The organism is Algoriphagus formosus (assembly GCF_002807035.1).
In the GTDB taxonomy this organism is placed as follows: Bacteria; Bacteroidota; Bacteroidia; order Cytophagales; family Cyclobacteriaceae; genus Algoriphagus; species Algoriphagus formosus.
This window is the reverse complement of sequence record NZ_NIUC01000002.1, coordinates 137,984-154,485: the sequence shown is the minus strand read 5'-3', so window position 1 is coordinate 154,485 and position 16,502 is coordinate 137,984. Positions and strand designations below refer to the sequence as shown.

Genomic DNA, 16,502 nt, shown 5'->3' with positions numbered 1-16,502 from the left:
AAACGAATTCGGAAGATAATCAGATTGGGGAAAGAATTAAACCCGAAATATGCATTAGATTTCCTATTACGAGCTCAAGCCGCTTCAAAATCAATCGCTTTGCTGCATTTAGCTCAATCACCGTAGCGGTGCTATGCCTCAATCACTAAATGCTTGATTTTATTGCGGTTTGATCTCTCACTACAGACTCTAATGCATAATCCGGGTTAAATGGAAGATTAGACTTATGCTTGGGTAAGGGTGAAAACGGTGATTTCAGGTCGGACATTGAGGCGGATGGGGAAGTAATTTCCTAGAGCCCGATTGATGTAAAGAGTGCGTCCATCTTCTAGGTCAATTTTTCCCTGGTCGTAACGTCTATTTTGGACGGGCAGAATAGGAGCCGGAAGGAAAGGTGGCCTTACTTGACCTCCGTGAGTATGACCAGCCAAAACCCACCCATCGTAACCGTTCCAAATCGGTAGATCACAGGCATCTGGATTGTGACACATGACAATGGCAGCCTCTTTTGCATCCCAAGTTTTCATCACTTTTTCGGGATTAAATTTAGTACCCCAAAGATCCTCTATTCCATAGATCGTCAACCCATCCGAGTTGTATTTTTCATCCCTAAGAGTCTTTATACCAGATTTTTCTAAAATAGAAGTCGTTTCATCAGCTACCTCAGGCATAGACCATCCGTGTCCATAATCATGATTCCCTAGGGAAGCGAAAGTGCCAACTTTTCCTTTGGTAGCTGACTTGAGTACAGCGCTGAGTTGGCTGTACTGTTTGGAGTTTTTGAAATGCGTGAAGTCACCCGTGTATACAACCCAATCCGGATCGAATTCCTGTGCTTTTTTCATCGAATCGATGAGGTAACTGTGAGGAAAGCGGTCGCCTACATGAATGTCAGACAATTGAATCAGGATCTTTCCTTCATGCTCTTTGGGTAAATTTTTGACAGGCATAGGGAGATGAACAAATTCCAACCAATAAGGCTCGATTTGCCAAGCATAAACTCCACCAGCTGCCAGGGCTGTTCCTAATGCTATTCCGGATTTTAAAAACTTTCTTCTATTCATGAGTTTTCGTTTCTCTTGCACAGGCTTTTTTTTCCAAAATGCTTAGCTATGCAAGCATATTCAGCTCTTCCTTCGCCATTTTTTCACCAATTTCTCCATTTCCACTGCATGAAAAACAACCAAACCCATCCCTCCACAAATCAGTAGCTCGGGTAGATTCAACGCTTCTGTATGAAAAAGTTTATTGAAAACGGGCACATAAATGACCAATATCTGTAAAGCTATCATTCCCAGAACGGCAAGAATGAGAGGTAGATTGCTAAAGAGTCCTTGTTTAAATAAAAAATCCCGGTCACTTCTCACGGCCATCACATGTCCCAATTGGGAAAAGGCCAAGACAGAAAAAACCATGGTTTGCCAATGCCATTCATTTCGGATCGCCCAATATTGGGTGAAAAGTGTCACTGCAGCCATCAAGGTACCCACCCAAAGGATGTGAATCCCTACACCATCAGCAAATAGGCTTTGCTTTGGTGGTCGTGGAGGCCGTTTCATGATATTGCTTTCGGCTTTTTCCTTCGCCAATGCCAATGCCGGGATGCCATCAGTAACCAAATTGATCCACAGGATGTGAATGGGAAGAAGGGGAATAGGCATACCCAAAAATGGAGCAAGTGTAATCGTCAAAATCTCTGCCCCATTGCAGGTCATGATGTATTTGATAAACTTCCGGATGTTGTCAAAAATCCTTCTGCCTTCCCGGATTGCTCGCACGATGGTGGCAAAGTTATCATCCAATAGAATCATGTGAGCGGCTTCTTTGCTCACATCTGTACCGGTGATTCCCATGGCCACTCCGATGGTACTTGCCCGAAGGGAGGGGGCATCGTTCACCCCATCTCCTGTCATGGCTACAAATTGTCCTTTGCTTTGAAGGGTTTTGACGATTCGCAATTTCTGATCGGGAGAAACTCTAGCGTAAACGCTGATTTTTTCGATTTGCTTTTCAAAATCTTCATCTGAAAGCTCACGCAATTCCGAGCCGCTGATGGATAGTCTGCCCTCCTCCAAAATACCAACTTGCTCAGCAATAGTTTTGGCAGTTTCCGGATGATCTCCCGTGATCATGACAGGTTGAATACCCGCCGTTTTACATTCCTGAATAGCTTCTTTTACCTCCTCGCGTGGAGGGTCTATCATGCCCGCCAAACCCCAAAAAGACAGGTCTTTTTCCAAATTCTCCCATTCTTCTTCTGCCGGAAGGGAGGGGATGAGTTTTCCTGCAAAAGCCAAGACCCGCTCTCCTTCAGAAGCCCATTTGTCGGACATTTTTATAATTTCTTCTGAATAAATATCCTTTTCAAGTACGTCCAGGATAGTCTCAGTAGCCCCTTTGCAAATGACTAAAACCTGGTCCCCAAATTGATGGAAAGTACTCATCCGCTTTCGCTCGGAGTCAAAAGGCAACTCTCCGACTCGGGGATATTTTTCTTGAATTTGCTCGTACTCCTTTTGCCCCAAATCTTCCACGATATGTTCTACCAATGCCAACTCAGTCGCTTCGCCCATGAAGTTCCCTTCCTCGTTGGACTGAATGTCATGATTGAGCGCCATGGCCAATTGAAGGGGTACATTTCCTTCCGGTAAGGAGTCTTGGGAGGCTTCTTTCCGGACTACCTTCATTTGGTTTTTGGTCAGGGTGCCGGTTTTGTCCGTGCAAATGAAGGTGATGGACCCCAAGCTTTCGACAGCAGGTAGTTTTCGGATCAAAGTTTCCTTTTTTGCAAGTCGGGCTGCACCCAAAGACAGGGCAATGGTGATCAAAGCAGGTAATGCTTCTGGAATGGCTGCCACAGCGAGACTCACACTGACCAGCATTAATGGGATAGGGTCTTCTCCTCTCAGAATTCCCATTCCAAAAATCACCAAACAAATCAGAAGGATAAAAAGTGAGATGGTTTTTCCAAACTTCTCCATTCGGATTTGAAGGGGTGTATTTGGCCTTTTTTCCTGAAGTAAATCGGCAATTTTCCCCAGCTGGGTATTCATTCCTGTTGCCAAAATGATTCCCATTCCGCGCCCATTGGTTTGAAGAGTGCCTTTGAACAGGTGAACATTCGAGTCGATCGCTTCCGGATTTTTTATATCCTTGCTAGACTCCTTTTCCACTGGGACAGATTCTCCAGTCAAGGAGGATTCATCGACTTTGATGGCATTCTCTTCCAATAATTGAATATCTGCCGGGATCATATTCCCTGCCTCACAGAGCACTAAATCACCCGGCGCCAAATCCCGGGAGGGTAAGACTTGGTTTTTCCCTCCCCGAATGACTTGCGACTGGACCTCACTCATTTTTTTGAGAGATTCCATGGCTTTTTCGGCACGATACTCTTGCACAAAACCCATAATAGCATTCAACACAACTATGACCAAAATGATGATGGTGTCTGACCACTCTCCTGCAATACCTGAGAATATCGCAGCGATGACCAAAATGGTGATCATAAAGTCCTTGAATTGGTCTAGAAAAAGTTGGAAGGTGGATTTCTTCTTTTTTTCTTTCAGTTGGTTGGGGCCAAATTGCTCCAGCCGTTTAGCCGCTTCTTCCTGGCTAAGGCCATTTTTCAGGTATTCTTGTAATTCTTCTGGGGACTTGGGATAGTCGATCATAAAAGTCTAGGCGTTCGCCATTTAACCCGGATTATGCATTAGAATCTGTAGTGAGAGTTAAAACCGCAATAAAATCAAGCATTTAGCGAATGAGGCATAGCACCGCTACGGCGATTGAGCTAAATGCAGCAAAGCGATTGATTTTGCAGCGGTTTGGACTCGTAATAAGAAGTCTAATGCATACTTCGGGTTTAAATTAAAAAAAAGTCTGAGGAAAACCCCAGACTTTAATCAATACTTAGAAATTACCCCTCAGCGAGAGAACCCAATTTCTCCCAGGTCCGGAGATTCCGGAGCTATAGGGTCGATAGCGTTGATCGGTGATATTTTCCAATCCCATATTCAGAAATAGAAAATCAGTCAAAGGATAGGAAAACTTGATGTTAAGGGTGTACCAAGCTGGAGCGTAGTTGTTTCCATTTTCGTCCTTGGCATAGATTTCATCCTTGCGTTGCTCTTCGAAAGCCAAGTTTTCAAAGCTACGTTCACCTTGATAATCCACATAGAGTTGAGCACGAAGCTTCTTCGCCTGGTAGTCGATTCGGCTCACCCCAAAGAAAGGTGCCGCATGTCTAGAGGCGCTGATACTTCCATCATCCAGCTCTTCTTCCCCTTCTTGGAAGTTCATATCTGTGAGGAAAGTAAAGCGGCTACTCAATTTGATCTGCATACCCAACTGTAAACCGTAAACTCGAGCTTGGGCTGCATTTTGGATAGCTTGTACTTGGCTCAGTTCTCCCGAATAGAAAATACTGTCCTGACCATTCAATTGGAAGTTTCTACGCACCAAAGCATTATCGAGCAGCGTGTAGAAGCCAGTCAGGTCAATCTTCAAAGTCTCATTGATCACCTTGGCAATGGAAATATCCCAGTTGTAGGCGTACTCCGGATTTAAATTTGGGTTGGGGACGGTGACAGCCCCGGGTTCGGAATCAAATACCTTCCCGATGTCATCCACATTTGGAGAGCGGAATGCGGTTCCTAAATTGGTGCTGAGGATCCAGGATTCAGCCGGATTCCAAATGATTCCCACACTTCCCGTCAGGTTGCCATTTTGTAGACTTGCCTCTTCAAAGGGAAAAGGGAAAAAGCGGGTATCAAATTGACTCTCGATTCCAAAATGACTGTATCGAAGGCCTGTTTGTAGAGTTGCTTTTTCAAGGATTTTTGACTCCCAATTGAGATAGGCTCCAAAAGATGTCCAGGTAGAATTGGGATAGCGAGCCGCTCCCTCTTCCCGGAATCCAGAGTTGATATCCGTAGTGAAACCCGAAGAGTTTACATCATTTAAAACCCACTCCAAGCCATAGAATAGGTAATTCTTGGGGTTTAAGTTTTTGGTAAAATCTAAATTGACCGAGTAGGCATTGACCTCTTCGATTTGTGTGTTTCGAATTGGGTTGTTCAAGTCGCGGTCGATTCGGCTTTCTTCAAAATTTTGAAGGGCGAAACTCAGGTTTACACGATCATAGAAGCTATTGGACTGAAAATTGGAAACTTTCAGGTGATTCATCATCCATTTCTGCGGACCATAATTCCATTCAGCGTAGCGGGGAAGCCCATTTCGAACACGATTATGCCGATCATAGCGTCCATAGGAGGAGGTGGCAGAATAATGAAAGCCATATTGAAACTCCCAATCATCATTAGGACGAAAACGCACTTTTTGCATGAGGTTTCGCTGATTATAACCTGAAGGAATCTGCACCAAAGCAGGGTCTTCGATTGGGATTACGATATCTTCTCCGTCTATTCGCTCGACATAGTTGCGCTTCAGGTAATCGTCGGGACCATTACTTCCCTGCCTCAAATCATCAAAGTCCCAGGAAGTAAAACTGGTAGCAATGGCCCATTTTTTCCAGCCGATTTGCACCGATGCATGTCCGGTATTTTCTTGATTAGCCGACGAATATCGGCCAAGCAAGGTGCCGGATACTACAGGGTTTTCGTTGACAGAAAATGACGGATTCAATGTTTGGAAACTCATTACTCCTCCTATGGCATCACTCCCATAGATGACAGAAGCAGGGCCGAATAGCACCTCAGTACTGCTAATGGCAAAAGGGTCAAGGTTGATGACGTTTTGGATATTTCCGCCTCGGAAAATAGCCGTATTCATCCGCACGCCGTCCACCGAGTAGAGAAGCCGATTGGTCGCAAATCCCCGAATCATGGGGCTGCCTCCCCCTTGTTGACTCTTTTGCACATATACTTTGCCGGAAATGCCCAGCAAGTCAGCTGCTGTTTGAGGGTTTTGAAACTCCACTTCAGCTTTTGGGATAGGGGTGATTTTTTGGGGGATGTTCCGACTGTCTTGGGTCCATTTATTAGCCGAGATGATTACCTCTCCCAAATTCAGGTTGTTTTTCTCCAAGTAGAAAACCAGCTCATCGCTCGAAGCCAATTCTGACTTTCGGATCATCAGGGTGTTGTACCCAAAACTGCTTATTTGTAAGGTAGTAGATGCCACGAAAGAACTCAGGTCTGCCTGTCCTTTTTTATTGGCAAAAACCACTCTGCCCGTGGCAGGATCACTGACTGCCGCAGTAGTTACAGGTTCTTCATTGGCCTTGTCCAAAATGATGATCGTTTGACTTCTCATTTCAAAAATCAAGGCACAACAAATCACCCAGGTCATAAAATATTTCATTTCTATTCTGGATTAATTGATACAAATGCTGTCGATACACAGCAATGCTAGATCATCAGAATAGAATAGGAGGAGGGGTGATTGGAAGGGTGTTAAGATTTTTCCAGAATGTTTCGATTTGGATTGATTCCAGGCGCTCTGGAGACAGAGTTAAAATGCTCGTTAGCGGGATTTCCTGAAAGAAAAAAGTGAGGTGAAAAGAACTTTTTGATTGAGCTCTTTCCTGATCTTTAGGGTCAAAATCCTCGTATTCGCGCTCTTTTTCTTTCAATTCGCTTTCTTCCTCATCATGCCAAACCAGGTATTCGACTTTTTCGCCTTTGTCGTGGATTTCCAGCACGTCATACATTTGACCTTGGTACTCAAATTCCCGATCATGCTCCCATTTCAAAACTTGAGAGATTTCGCTTTTTGAAAAAATCAGTGTCTGAATGCGTTCTTTATTTTCGCTTTGGGTATATCGCTCCGAGAAATTTTCCCTCAACTCCCAAAAGCGCAATTCGAATGCAGCCATTCCCAGACTCATCGGCCCGGCAATGCTCACACAAAGAAATATGGCAATCAGAAGTTGTTTCATGGGTTTGTGAATGGAATTTACGTCCAATTTTCAGGATTTCTGAATCTCTTTTGAAAATAGGAGACTTCCTTTGATTGGAGGTTTATTTAGGATTTGAAAATTGGAAATACTTTTCCGCCTTGGTTGATTGACGTGATAGCGTCGGTTCACTAAGTGGTACAAGCAATCCTTTTTCACTTTTCGGAGCAAATTCGTTTCCGTCTTGCTGGCACCCTATTTCTGCTTCCAATTTAAGATCAAGGGCCAGCGCTGGGGAATGGTGTTGTTCTTTTACCTGGGGTTTGCACCCCAGGCTAATATGTTTCGTGCCTTCAGCACTCTTTTCCTTCACTGCTTTGCGAGGTAAATTATTTTCTATCCACCACGGTGGACATGTTCTTGCTGGCAAAACATTTCTGCTTCCAATTTAAGATCAAGGGCCAGCGCTCCTAATGTGTTTTCAATTTATACCCTGGGTTGCGTCCCCGACTATCGGGGCAGGCAGTTCCTCCTTACCCGGGGCTATTCATAGTTTGACGCCTTCAGCGTCACTCAATGCATCAAATTCGTTTCCATCGTACTTCGCGGCTCTTAGTGGTGCAAATCTCAGGGCCTGCCTTCCGTCAGGCAGGCTTGTACCCAAAATAATGAGGTTGTCTAATAAACCAGTTAGTTGTCAGCCTGAGCGGAGTCGAAGGCCATTTCCAGCTTTCTTGAAGACATTTCGACTTCGCTCAATGTGACAAACTTCACTTTTGAGACAGCCTCTCTATTAAATTCATCTCCACAATTTGTCTTCGGTGTCTTTTTAAATAGTCACTTAATCCTTTGCCGCTTCGCTTCTTTGCGGGAGTAAACTCTCATTCGTCTTATTTGCGCCCTTTCTTTTTCAAAAGCTCATAATTCAAACCGCTCACCAAATACTCGTTTGGTAATCAGGGAAATATATTTCATTTTAGAAAGGAGGTTTATTGACCTTATCGCCCAAAATAATCTACATACCATGAATAGGCTCTCTTGGAAAGTCTTTTTTTGCTCCATTTCAATTCTTGCTGCCTGCAAGGAGCCGAAGCCAATGCCTGAGACTCCGGATAGCCCTGCACGAGCTGCTGAGGAAGAAATTCTCACTTTTCAGATTGATCCTGGACTGGAAGTTCAATTGGTGGCTTCCGAACCCCTGGTAGAAAGTCCCGTGATCATCCAATTTGATGAAAGGGGGAGGCTTTGGGTCGTGGAGATGCGCGGATACATGAATGATATCGATGGCTCTGAAGAGGATCAACCCGTTGGTTCTGTCGCTATTTTAGAAGATACAGACGGTGATGGAAAAATGGATCATCGAATTGTTTATTTGGACAGCTTGATCATGCCCCGGGCTTTGGGGCTTTTTGAAAATGGAGCTTTGGTTGCTGAAAATAACGCGCTTTGGGTTACCGAAGACTTGGATGGAGATTGGATAGCTGACAGGAAGACTTTATTGGATTCCACCTATGCTGCCAATGGAATTCCCGAGCATTCCGATAATGGTTTTGTCAGAAATCTAGACAACTGGTACTACAGCGCCAAATCCAGACTTCGATATCGACTACAAAAAGGAGAATGGATTCGTGATAGCACCGAGTTTAGGGGGCAATGGGGAATCACCCAAGATGATCAGGGGCGATTGATTTATAATTACAACTGGTCGCAGCTCCATGGAGATCTGGTTCCTCCAAATACTTTCAACAGAAACAAGAATCATCAAACTAATACAGGAATTGATCATGGCCTGACGATTGATCGCCGAGTCTATCCCATCCGAAGTAATTTGGCTGTAAATCGGGGCTATATTCCCGGCACATTGGACTCTACCGGCCGTTTACTTGAATTTACTTCAGCAAGTGCACCGACCGTTTACCGAGCTAGCCTTTTGCCCCAAGAGTATCATGGTAATATGTTTGTGATGGAGAATGCCGGGAATCTTGTAAAGCGGAATGTCATTCGAGAAGAGGGAGTTACACTAATCGCTGAGGATCCTAATCCCGGAAGGGAATTTATGGCCTCAACGGATGAACGCTTTCGGCCTGTTTATGGGACTTTAGGTCCTGACGGGGGATTGTATATCGCCGATATGTATCAGGGAATCGTGCAGCATGGGTCTTACATGACAGACTATCTTCGAGAGCAAACTCTGCTTCGCAATCTTGATCAGCCGGGCCATATGGGAAGAATTTGGCGAATAGTTCCGAAAGGTCATTCCCAGTATCAAAAAATCAATTTATCGGATCTTTCCGATCAGGATTTAATTTCCACCTTGGACCACAGTGATGGCTGGTATCGAGATATGGCTCAACGCCTTTTGGTAGAAAAAGGGGAGTCGAGATTAGTAACCTTTATTGAAGAGTTTATCGACGAAAAGTCTAAAACTGATCTGGGAAGAATTCATGCCTTGTGGACCTTGGAAGGATTGGGTTCAGTAGATCCTGATTTCCTACTTCAATCCTTCGACAATTCGAGTGATGAAGTGCAAAGGCATATTTTGAGAATTTTAGAAAAAGCCGCTGAAAAAGATGAAATAGTCGCAAGGGAACTTGGAAAGAGTTTGATTGCGATTTCACCAGTTCAAGATGAAGGTCTTGCATTGCAGGCCGCCCTAACCGCATCCGTGCTACAAAATCCGGTGAAGTTTGATTTACTAAAGTCGATCTTGGAGGATTTTGGTTCTGAGGCACTCTTTCGGGATGCAGTGATGAGCAGCTTAGAAGGGGATGAGTTTGAGTTTTTGTCATTTCTGGATAAAGAGAATTTTCTTGAATCCCAATCGGAAGCGAAAGCCATATTTTTAGAGACGCTCGCTTTGGCTGTGGTACAAGGTTCAGACCCGGATGAGACTTCTTCGCTTTTGAATTTTGTTGCTTCCAAATCAACTCACTGGTCTTCTGAGGCAGTATTGTCAGCCCTAGCCATCCAAGGCTCAAAGGCAGAAAATCAAGGTAAATTTTGGCTAGATCAGGAGCCGGAATTATTCCAATTGACGGTACAAAATCAGCAGCTAAGTCGGGCAAAGAATCTTTTTCGTTGGGAGGGGTTTTCGCCTGACATGGAGTCTAATGGTGTTTTGACTTTGGATGCGCAATCTCAAGTGCTTTTTGCTGATGGTAGGCAAAAGTACCTGACTTCTTGCGCTGGGTGCCATGCGAGTAATGGAGGAGGTGTCAATCGAATGGGGCCGCCTTTGGTAGGCTCTGAATGGGTGACTGGAGATGAGCGAAGGCTTGCTTTGATTTTATTGCACGGAATCGAAGGCCCGATCTCTGTCAATGGAAAAGAATATGATGCACCGGAAATTCTCCCTGTCATGCCTTCCCATTCCACGATGGATGATGGAAGTATTGCGGCTATTTTGACCTATATCCGAAATGAATGGGGAAATCAAGCCGGACCTATCAGTCCAAGACTCGTGGGAGGTACGCGCCATACATCGCAAGGGAGAGTTTACCCCTGGTCTGCTGACGAACTGAACGCTCATATTGCCAAACTCAATCAAGAAGAGACAAAACCCAATCCCAAGCCATGATGAAAAGACGCCAATTCCTTCAAGCCAGCAGTTTGGCAGCACTTTCCTTTTCTATGCCTTTTCCCAGAATTCCTGATTTTTTGAAAGAGTATTCGATGGGAATAGTCATCCATTCGTATGGAATGCGCTATGGAGGTAGGGTGAAAAGCGAGGATTTTCCTCCTTTTGAAAATGCTTTGGATTTGATGCGGCACTGTCATCAAATCGGTGCCGGGGGAGTTCAGACTACCGTGGGGGCTTGGGGACTTGACTTTAGCAATAAGGTAAGAGAAGAGCGGGAGATGTTGGACTTGTACTTGGAAGGAAGTATTAGTTTACCAAAAAATGAGACGGATCTAGATCGATTTGAACAGGAAGTCAAGGATGCTCGAGAGGCGGGAGCCACAGTGCTTAGAACAGTTTGTCTAAATGGTCGTCGCTATGAGAACTTTGAATCCAGTGATCAATTTAAGGACTTTAAGAAAAAGGCATTGATTTCTTTGCAGCTGGCCGAAGCAATTGTCAAAAAGCATCAGGTGAGATTGGCAGTAGAAAACCATAAGGACTGGACTTCTGAGGAACTTGTCGAAATTTTAAAAAACTTAAGTTCTGAATGGGTCGGTGCTACGGTTGACTTTGGGATTAATGTTTCCCTTTTGGAAAACCCGAACAAAGTGATCGAGAATTTGGCTCCTTTTGCTTTTTCTACTCATGTGAAAGACATGGGAGTTCAGGAATACGAGGAGGGTTTTTTACTTTCTGAGGTGCCTTTAGGAGAAGGGATTGTGGATTTGAAAAAAGGTATGGATCTCTGCAGGAAATACAATCCAGCTATCCAATTTTCTCTGGAAATGATCACCCGTGACCCCTTAAAGATTCCTTGCCTTACGGAAAAGTATTGGGGGACCTTTGAGAATACCCCCGCCACTGATCTAGCGAAGCATTTATCTTTCATCCGAAAAGAGAAATATCCAGGCTCTCTGCCTCAGATTTCTGGCTTAACCGACCAACAAAAATTACAAGTGGAGGAAGAAAACGTCAAAAAATGCTTAAACTTCTCCAAATCAAACCTTTTAACCTAAATCCAATCAAATGACAGATTTCACCAAACTTCCGGGAATAGAACTTTTCACTCAAAAAGGCAAGGCCGCCATCATCACAGGTGGTTCCAAAGGATTGGGTTTTGCCATGGCAGCGGGCTTGGCTTCAGCGGGATCAGATGTGATGCTTGTCAGCCGTAATCAAGCCGAATGCGATGAAGCAGCTTTGAAACTTTCCAATCAATATGGGGTCAAAGCTATTGGTTTTGCTGCGGATGTCACCAAGGCAAAAGCGATGGAATCTATGGCCCAAAAAGCTTTGGATACTTTTGGCAGGATTGATACGCTCATCAATTCAGCTGGGATAAATATTCGGGGAGGGATTGATGAGCTTTCGGAGGAGGATTTTAAGAAAGTCATGGATATCAATGTGAATGGGACTTGGCTGGCCTCCAAAGCTGTGATTCCAGCCATGAAGGAAAAGAAAAAAGGTGCTATCATCAATTTGGCAAGTACACTTGGAGTTGTCGGTTTGGCTAATCGTACGCCTTATACAGCAAGTAAGGGAGCGGTTGTTAATATGACTCGGGCTTTAGCTTTGGAACTTGCACCTTGGAATATCACCGTTAATGCCATTTGCCCGGGGCCTTTTTTGACGGAGATGAATGAACCGATCGCTAATACCGAGGAGGGCAAAAAATTCATAGTAGGTGCCACAGCTCTGGCAAGATGGGGTGAGTTGAAGGAGATTCAGGGAGCGGCACTCTTTCTAGCTTCTGATGCAGCTACTTACATGGTTGGCTCGCTGATTACCGTAGATGGGGGTTGGACGGCCCGGTAAACGCATTTTTTATATGTATATCCGCTATTTCACCAGTAGCGGAATTAAACGGTAAAAATTCTGCATAAATGATGGATTTATGCAGGCTTCCGTCATCGGACACTTGTCCGCGGTGGCGGATCGGACATCCGACTTGATAAGTAAAGAAAACTAGCCTTCTAGCATCATTGAGGATAATCATATGTTTTAAATAGAATCCTCTATCAGACAAAAAGACTTATCACATAAATGATGAGGATAGCCGAAATCCCCATGATGAGCGTTCCCAAACTATGAGATTGGTTTCCCTGCTTCACGGTCATGCCTGAAAGCTGGGTGACTACCCAAAACCCGCTGTCATTGGCATGGGAAATTGCAATGGCTCCTGCACCGACAGATAAAGCAGTCAGCACTTTCATCGTCTCCGAATCCAATCCAAGAGGACCCATCAGAGGAGCAATGATGGAAGCTGTCGTAATCATCGCGACTGTAGTAGAGCCTTGAGCTGTCTTAAGCGCAAAAGCGATCAGAAATGGCAGGAAAATCCCCCAATTGGCATCTTTCATACCTTCGCTTACCAAGGTTCCAATGCCCGAATTTTGAAGCATTTTCCCAAATACACCTCCGGCACCTGTGATGAAAATCACCGGGGCAGCGATCAAGAGTGCCTTTCCAACCCAACCACTTGCCGACAGCATTTTTTTATCGAGTTTTTTGGGTAGAGTAAAGGAAAGCAGCGCACCGATCAGCAATGCTATGACCGGTGAGCCGATAAATTTGATCACTCCTAATAATTGTCCCTCTCCAAAAGGCTTGGTGGGATAATTGGCTATGGAAGCCATAATGATCAACAACAGGGGAATGATGATTGGGAGAAATGACTTGATTGCTGAAGGATAATCACTTCGAGAGACAGCTTCCTGATCTGTCTCGATAGTTGCTTCAAGTGGAATTCGCGAAACGAATTTGTTGACAAAAATATAGCCCGGAATGAGGGTCAATAGCGATACGATTACACCCCAAAAAATCATCTGTCCCAAGTCCGCATTAAGTATCCCGGCGGTGGCTATAGGGCCTGGAGTAGGAGGGACGAGCGAATGACTACACATGGCACCGAGCGAAAGCGCAATCATGGTGCCTGCGTAAGAACGGTTACTTTTTACTGCCAAGGATTTGGCAATGGGGTTCATCATGATAATGGTAGAGTCCCCAAAAACTGGGATAGAAAGAACATATCCTCCCAGCATCATGGTGAGGTTCACTGACTTTTTACCGATCCAGCTCAGGATTTTTTCTGCAATGACTAAGGCTCCTCCAGTTTTTTCTAAAAAAGTACCCAAGATCACTCCTAAAAGAATCAACAAACCAACTGAGCCCAAAACCCCGCCAAAGCCTTCAGAAATGGATTGAATAATCAATTCAAATGACATTCCAGACAGCAAGCCGTAGAGTAATGCAGCAGCAAAAAGCACTAGGAAGGGGTGAATGTCATATTTGACGATGGCTATTAAAATGAAAGCAAGAACAAAAAGAACAGATAGGATTAATACCATGTGAGGTTTGTTTTGGGCTGATGAATACTAAAAAAGCCTAAAAAACCGAAAAATAAAAGGTAAATGATTTGAACATCCTAATATAATTTTGACTGTAGGTTTAGTCCAATTCACATTTTTTAAAAGAAATCCCGGATACTCCCACAGGTCAGTTGACGGGTCTGAGGTTCGAACTTTACTTGTCCGGTCTTTTTCAGTAGTAAATTATTTTGAAACACTTTTTTTGTAACTATCAGACTCAAAAAACAGGTTTTATTCCCAATAATATCAACTTTTTTATCGTCTTATATTCCCTATTTTCGTAATTATTTATTATTTGAAGATGCAAAACAGTCTGATTATGGACAAAATAGCTGTCATTATAGCTAATTTGAGGAACAAAAAAGGCTGGTCTCAATCTGATTTGGCTAGTGAAAGTGGAGTATCCAGGGAGATGATCAGCAAATATGTAAGGGGGCTTGCCATCCCTTCTGTTGATGCTGCCAAAAAGATAGCAGATGCTTTTAGCGTTTCTCTGGGCTACTTGGTGGGTGAAGGGATTGATGCTTCTTTCGATAAAATGACTTTAAACCGATTTCAGGAGATCCAAAATATGAAGCTTGACTTTAGGGTACACTTATTGTCGTTAATTGATTCGGTAAATCGGGTTTACAAAATACAACAAACGTATTCACAATAAAAATTTGATCATGAAGGTACTATTGGATATAAAAGACAGCAAAGCTCTACATTTGCTGGAAGTGCTCAAAAGTCTGCCATACGTTAAAACCAAACAGCTTACCGATGCCAAAGCTCAACTCATGAGCGAGATCAGGGAAGCCGTGGAAGAGATGAAGCAAATCCGGGCGGGTAAAAAACAGGCCCGTGACGCAGAAGATTTTCTCAATGAGCTATAGTGTAAAGTCTATTGAGGTTTTTGAGCGACAAGCCAAAAAGCTCACCAAAAAATATCCGTCCCTAAAATCAGAACTTCTTGCATTGGTAAAGGAGTTGAAGGAGAACCCTGATCAGGGCACGGCCATTGGTAAAAGTTGCTTTAAAATACGTCTGGCCATCAAGTCCAAAGGCAAGGGAAAATCTGGCGGGGCCAGGCTAATTACGAACTTTGTGGTGGCTAATGGTGTCGTTTACCTCCTATCCATTTACGACAAGTCCGACAAGGAAAGTCTTACCGATAAAGAACTTTACGAACTCCTGCAGTTTGTCCCCGAATGATAAAGCCCTCTCCCCTTTTTTTGGTGTAGGTTCTTCTCAGCAACTTTGAAGTTCAATTAGGCGCTGGATGATCCTGTACAGCTGTTGGGAGTAACTTCACCCTAGTATTCTTACCAATTAGCTTAGATACTTTTATCACCAATAATCCACTTCAATCAACTTCCACTGGAGCCTACCATCTAATTGTTTAACGATGGCTGGATTCTGGGATTACAGGTCCCTAAAGATATTGGAGTCGATTTGCAAATTCCCAGGGGGTGGGCTTTTAATGAGCTAAAATCATTTTAATTCAAAAATCCCATATCGAGTGAAATCCTCTTCTTCATCGGGGTTCAGTAATTTGATTAAAAGTGTGTCATCAGGTAAAAGCATAGCTATCTCCCCATAAGGCAATTGGATATCTTCTCCAACTTGTTTGCCGTTTCTGATCAAAATCAACCGACGGTAAGATGGATCGCCAAAGTGATTATAGTTTTGGTTTTCAGTTATTTTCTGTTCATAAACTCCTGGTGAAATAGCTCTGATGTATTCCAACAGGACAGTTCCATCTGATAAAACATAAATATTATCATTTTTAGCTCCAAGATTAATTGGGCCCTTAGAAGCTATGTTATTCAAAGAAATGCTGGAAGATTTCAGTACGGGGAAGTTTTCGTGGCGGATTTTAAGAGCTTCGGTTTTCTTTTTAGATTTCAGGTCTATAATTGAAATTTCATCGTCTAAAGTAGTGGTCAGATATAATTTTCCACGGCTTTTGTCTAGCGAATAAACAGGAGCATAAATTGACTCAATGGAGGGATCCAGTTTAGAAAAATTTGACCGACCTAAAACTGGCGCTAAGTTGTAAGTGTTTTTGTTTTTTGGATTGAAAACTTCTATCAGGTTTTCTTTTAAAAAATCTGTGAATCCAAAAAAAGTGGAATATCCGGAAGGTTGACTGACAAAGGAGTTATCTCCCTTCACCCCATTTTCATAGAAATAAGTCAGTTTTTTAGGGCTGTAAAGGGTGACATTATACTTAGATCGAAAAGCAATCTTGTTGACTTTTTTCAGATTTTGATCATATTGATAAAGGTTTTGGCTGGAATGAATCCATATAGTTCCGTCTTCTGCAAGGGCAATTTGATTGATAGATTCTACGATCTGATTTGGACCTTCTCCTTGCAATTTTTCCGAGACTAAGACTTTACCATTTTCTGAAAACAAGGCAATTTTGTTTCCTTTACTCCCTTGATTGATATATCCCAAATATTGTTTTTTAGCAGGATGGTAATCTATAATCTCTACCGGGTATAAAAGATCAATTTTGAATTCAGCTATTTTGGAAAAGGTGGTTTGGCCGAAAGACGACGAAAAGCATAAGAATAAAGCGAGTGCTGTAGGAATAAAATTTTTCATTTTCTTAGACTAACTTCTTTCACGAACTTGAAGATAGCTAAATAATCTAAAAGTTTAGCCA

Annotated in this window: 13 protein-coding genes; 6 read left to right on the top strand and 7 right to left on the bottom strand. The window is 43.4% G+C overall.

The window, feature by feature from the left end; translation table 11 throughout:
• Positions 1-224 precede the first annotated feature (224 nt).
• From CDH51_RS06715 to CDH51_RS06695, 5 genes are all read right to left on the bottom strand, one after another.
• On the bottom strand, positions 225-1,064 hold the full coding sequence (locus tag CDH51_RS06715) for a metallophosphoesterase (RefSeq protein ID WP_100627950.1): 840 nt from the start codon (positions 1,062-1,064) through the stop codon (positions 225-227).
• Positions 1,065-1,124: 60 nt separating this feature from the next.
• Positions 1,125-3,674, bottom strand: a complete 2,550-nt coding sequence (locus CDH51_RS06710) for a calcium-translocating P-type ATPase, PMCA-type (RefSeq protein ID WP_100627949.1) — start codon at positions 3,672-3,674, stop codon at positions 1,125-1,127.
• Between the two features lie 238 nt (positions 3,675-3,912).
• Entirely contained in the window at positions 3,913-6,324 is a 2,412-nt protein-coding gene (locus CDH51_RS06705; RefSeq protein ID WP_198514281.1) for a TonB-dependent receptor, read from the bottom strand.
• Between the two features lie 55 nt (positions 6,325-6,379).
• Entirely contained in the window at positions 6,380-6,901 is a 522-nt protein-coding gene (locus tag CDH51_RS06700; RefSeq protein ID WP_157807057.1) for a hypothetical protein, read from the bottom strand.
• Positions 6,902-6,983: 82 nt separating this feature from the next.
• Positions 6,984-7,289, bottom strand: a complete 306-nt coding sequence (locus CDH51_RS06695; protein WP_157807056.1) for a hypothetical protein — start codon at positions 7,287-7,289, stop codon at positions 6,984-6,986.
• A 594-nt stretch (positions 7,290-7,883) separates the two neighbouring features.
• Here CDH51_RS06695 and CDH51_RS06690 point away from each other — a divergent pair.
• From CDH51_RS06690 to CDH51_RS06680, 3 genes are read left to right on the top strand one after another with little or no spacing between them, the layout of a single operon-like run.
• A complete protein-coding gene (locus CDH51_RS06690; RefSeq protein ID WP_100627946.1) occupies positions 7,884-10,436 on the top strand; it encodes a DUF7133 domain-containing protein in 2,553 nt (850 codons plus the stop codon).
• Positions 10,433-11,497 (top strand): sugar phosphate isomerase/epimerase family protein, encoded by a 1,065-nt coding sequence (locus CDH51_RS06685; RefSeq protein WP_317045931.1) that lies wholly within the window; start codon positions 10,433-10,435, stop codon positions 11,495-11,497. The genes CDH51_RS06690 and CDH51_RS06685 overlap by 4 nt, the downstream gene beginning before the upstream one ends.
• Before the next feature lie 10 nt (positions 11,498-11,507).
• Positions 11,508-12,296: an SDR family NAD(P)-dependent oxidoreductase gene (locus CDH51_RS06680; protein WP_100627945.1), complete on the top strand. Its 789-nt coding sequence runs from the start codon at positions 11,508-11,510 to the stop codon at positions 12,294-12,296.
• A gap of 203 nt (positions 12,297-12,499) precedes the next feature.
• Here the strand turns inward: CDH51_RS06680 and CDH51_RS06675 are convergent, their stop codons facing one another.
• A complete protein-coding gene (locus CDH51_RS06675) occupies positions 12,500-13,828 on the bottom strand; it encodes a GntP family permease (protein WP_100627944.1) in 1,329 nt (442 codons plus the stop codon).
• A 340-nt stretch (positions 13,829-14,168) separates the two neighbouring features.
• Between CDH51_RS06675 and CDH51_RS06670 the strand changes: the two genes are divergently transcribed.
• From CDH51_RS06670 to CDH51_RS06660, 3 genes are read left to right on the top strand one after another with little or no spacing between them, the layout of a single operon-like run.
• Positions 14,169-14,507 (top strand): helix-turn-helix domain-containing protein, encoded by a 339-nt coding sequence (locus tag CDH51_RS06670; protein WP_100629360.1) that lies wholly within the window; start codon positions 14,169-14,171, stop codon positions 14,505-14,507.
• Between the two features lie 10 nt (positions 14,508-14,517).
• A complete protein-coding gene (locus tag CDH51_RS06665; RefSeq protein WP_100627943.1) occupies positions 14,518-14,724 on the top strand; it encodes a hypothetical protein in 207 nt (68 codons plus the stop codon).
• On the top strand, positions 14,714-15,043 hold the full coding sequence (locus CDH51_RS06660) for a type II toxin-antitoxin system RelE/ParE family toxin (protein ID WP_100627942.1): 330 nt from the start codon (positions 14,714-14,716) through the stop codon (positions 15,041-15,043). The genes CDH51_RS06665 and CDH51_RS06660 overlap by 11 nt, the downstream gene beginning before the upstream one ends.
• A gap of 279 nt (positions 15,044-15,322) precedes the next feature.
• On the opposite strand, the gene CDH51_RS06655 is transcribed toward CDH51_RS06660, so the two are convergent.
• Positions 15,323-16,441 (bottom strand): hypothetical protein, encoded by a 1,119-nt coding sequence (locus tag CDH51_RS06655; RefSeq protein WP_100627941.1) that lies wholly within the window; start codon positions 16,439-16,441, stop codon positions 15,323-15,325.
• Positions 16,442-16,502 lie beyond the last annotated feature (61 nt).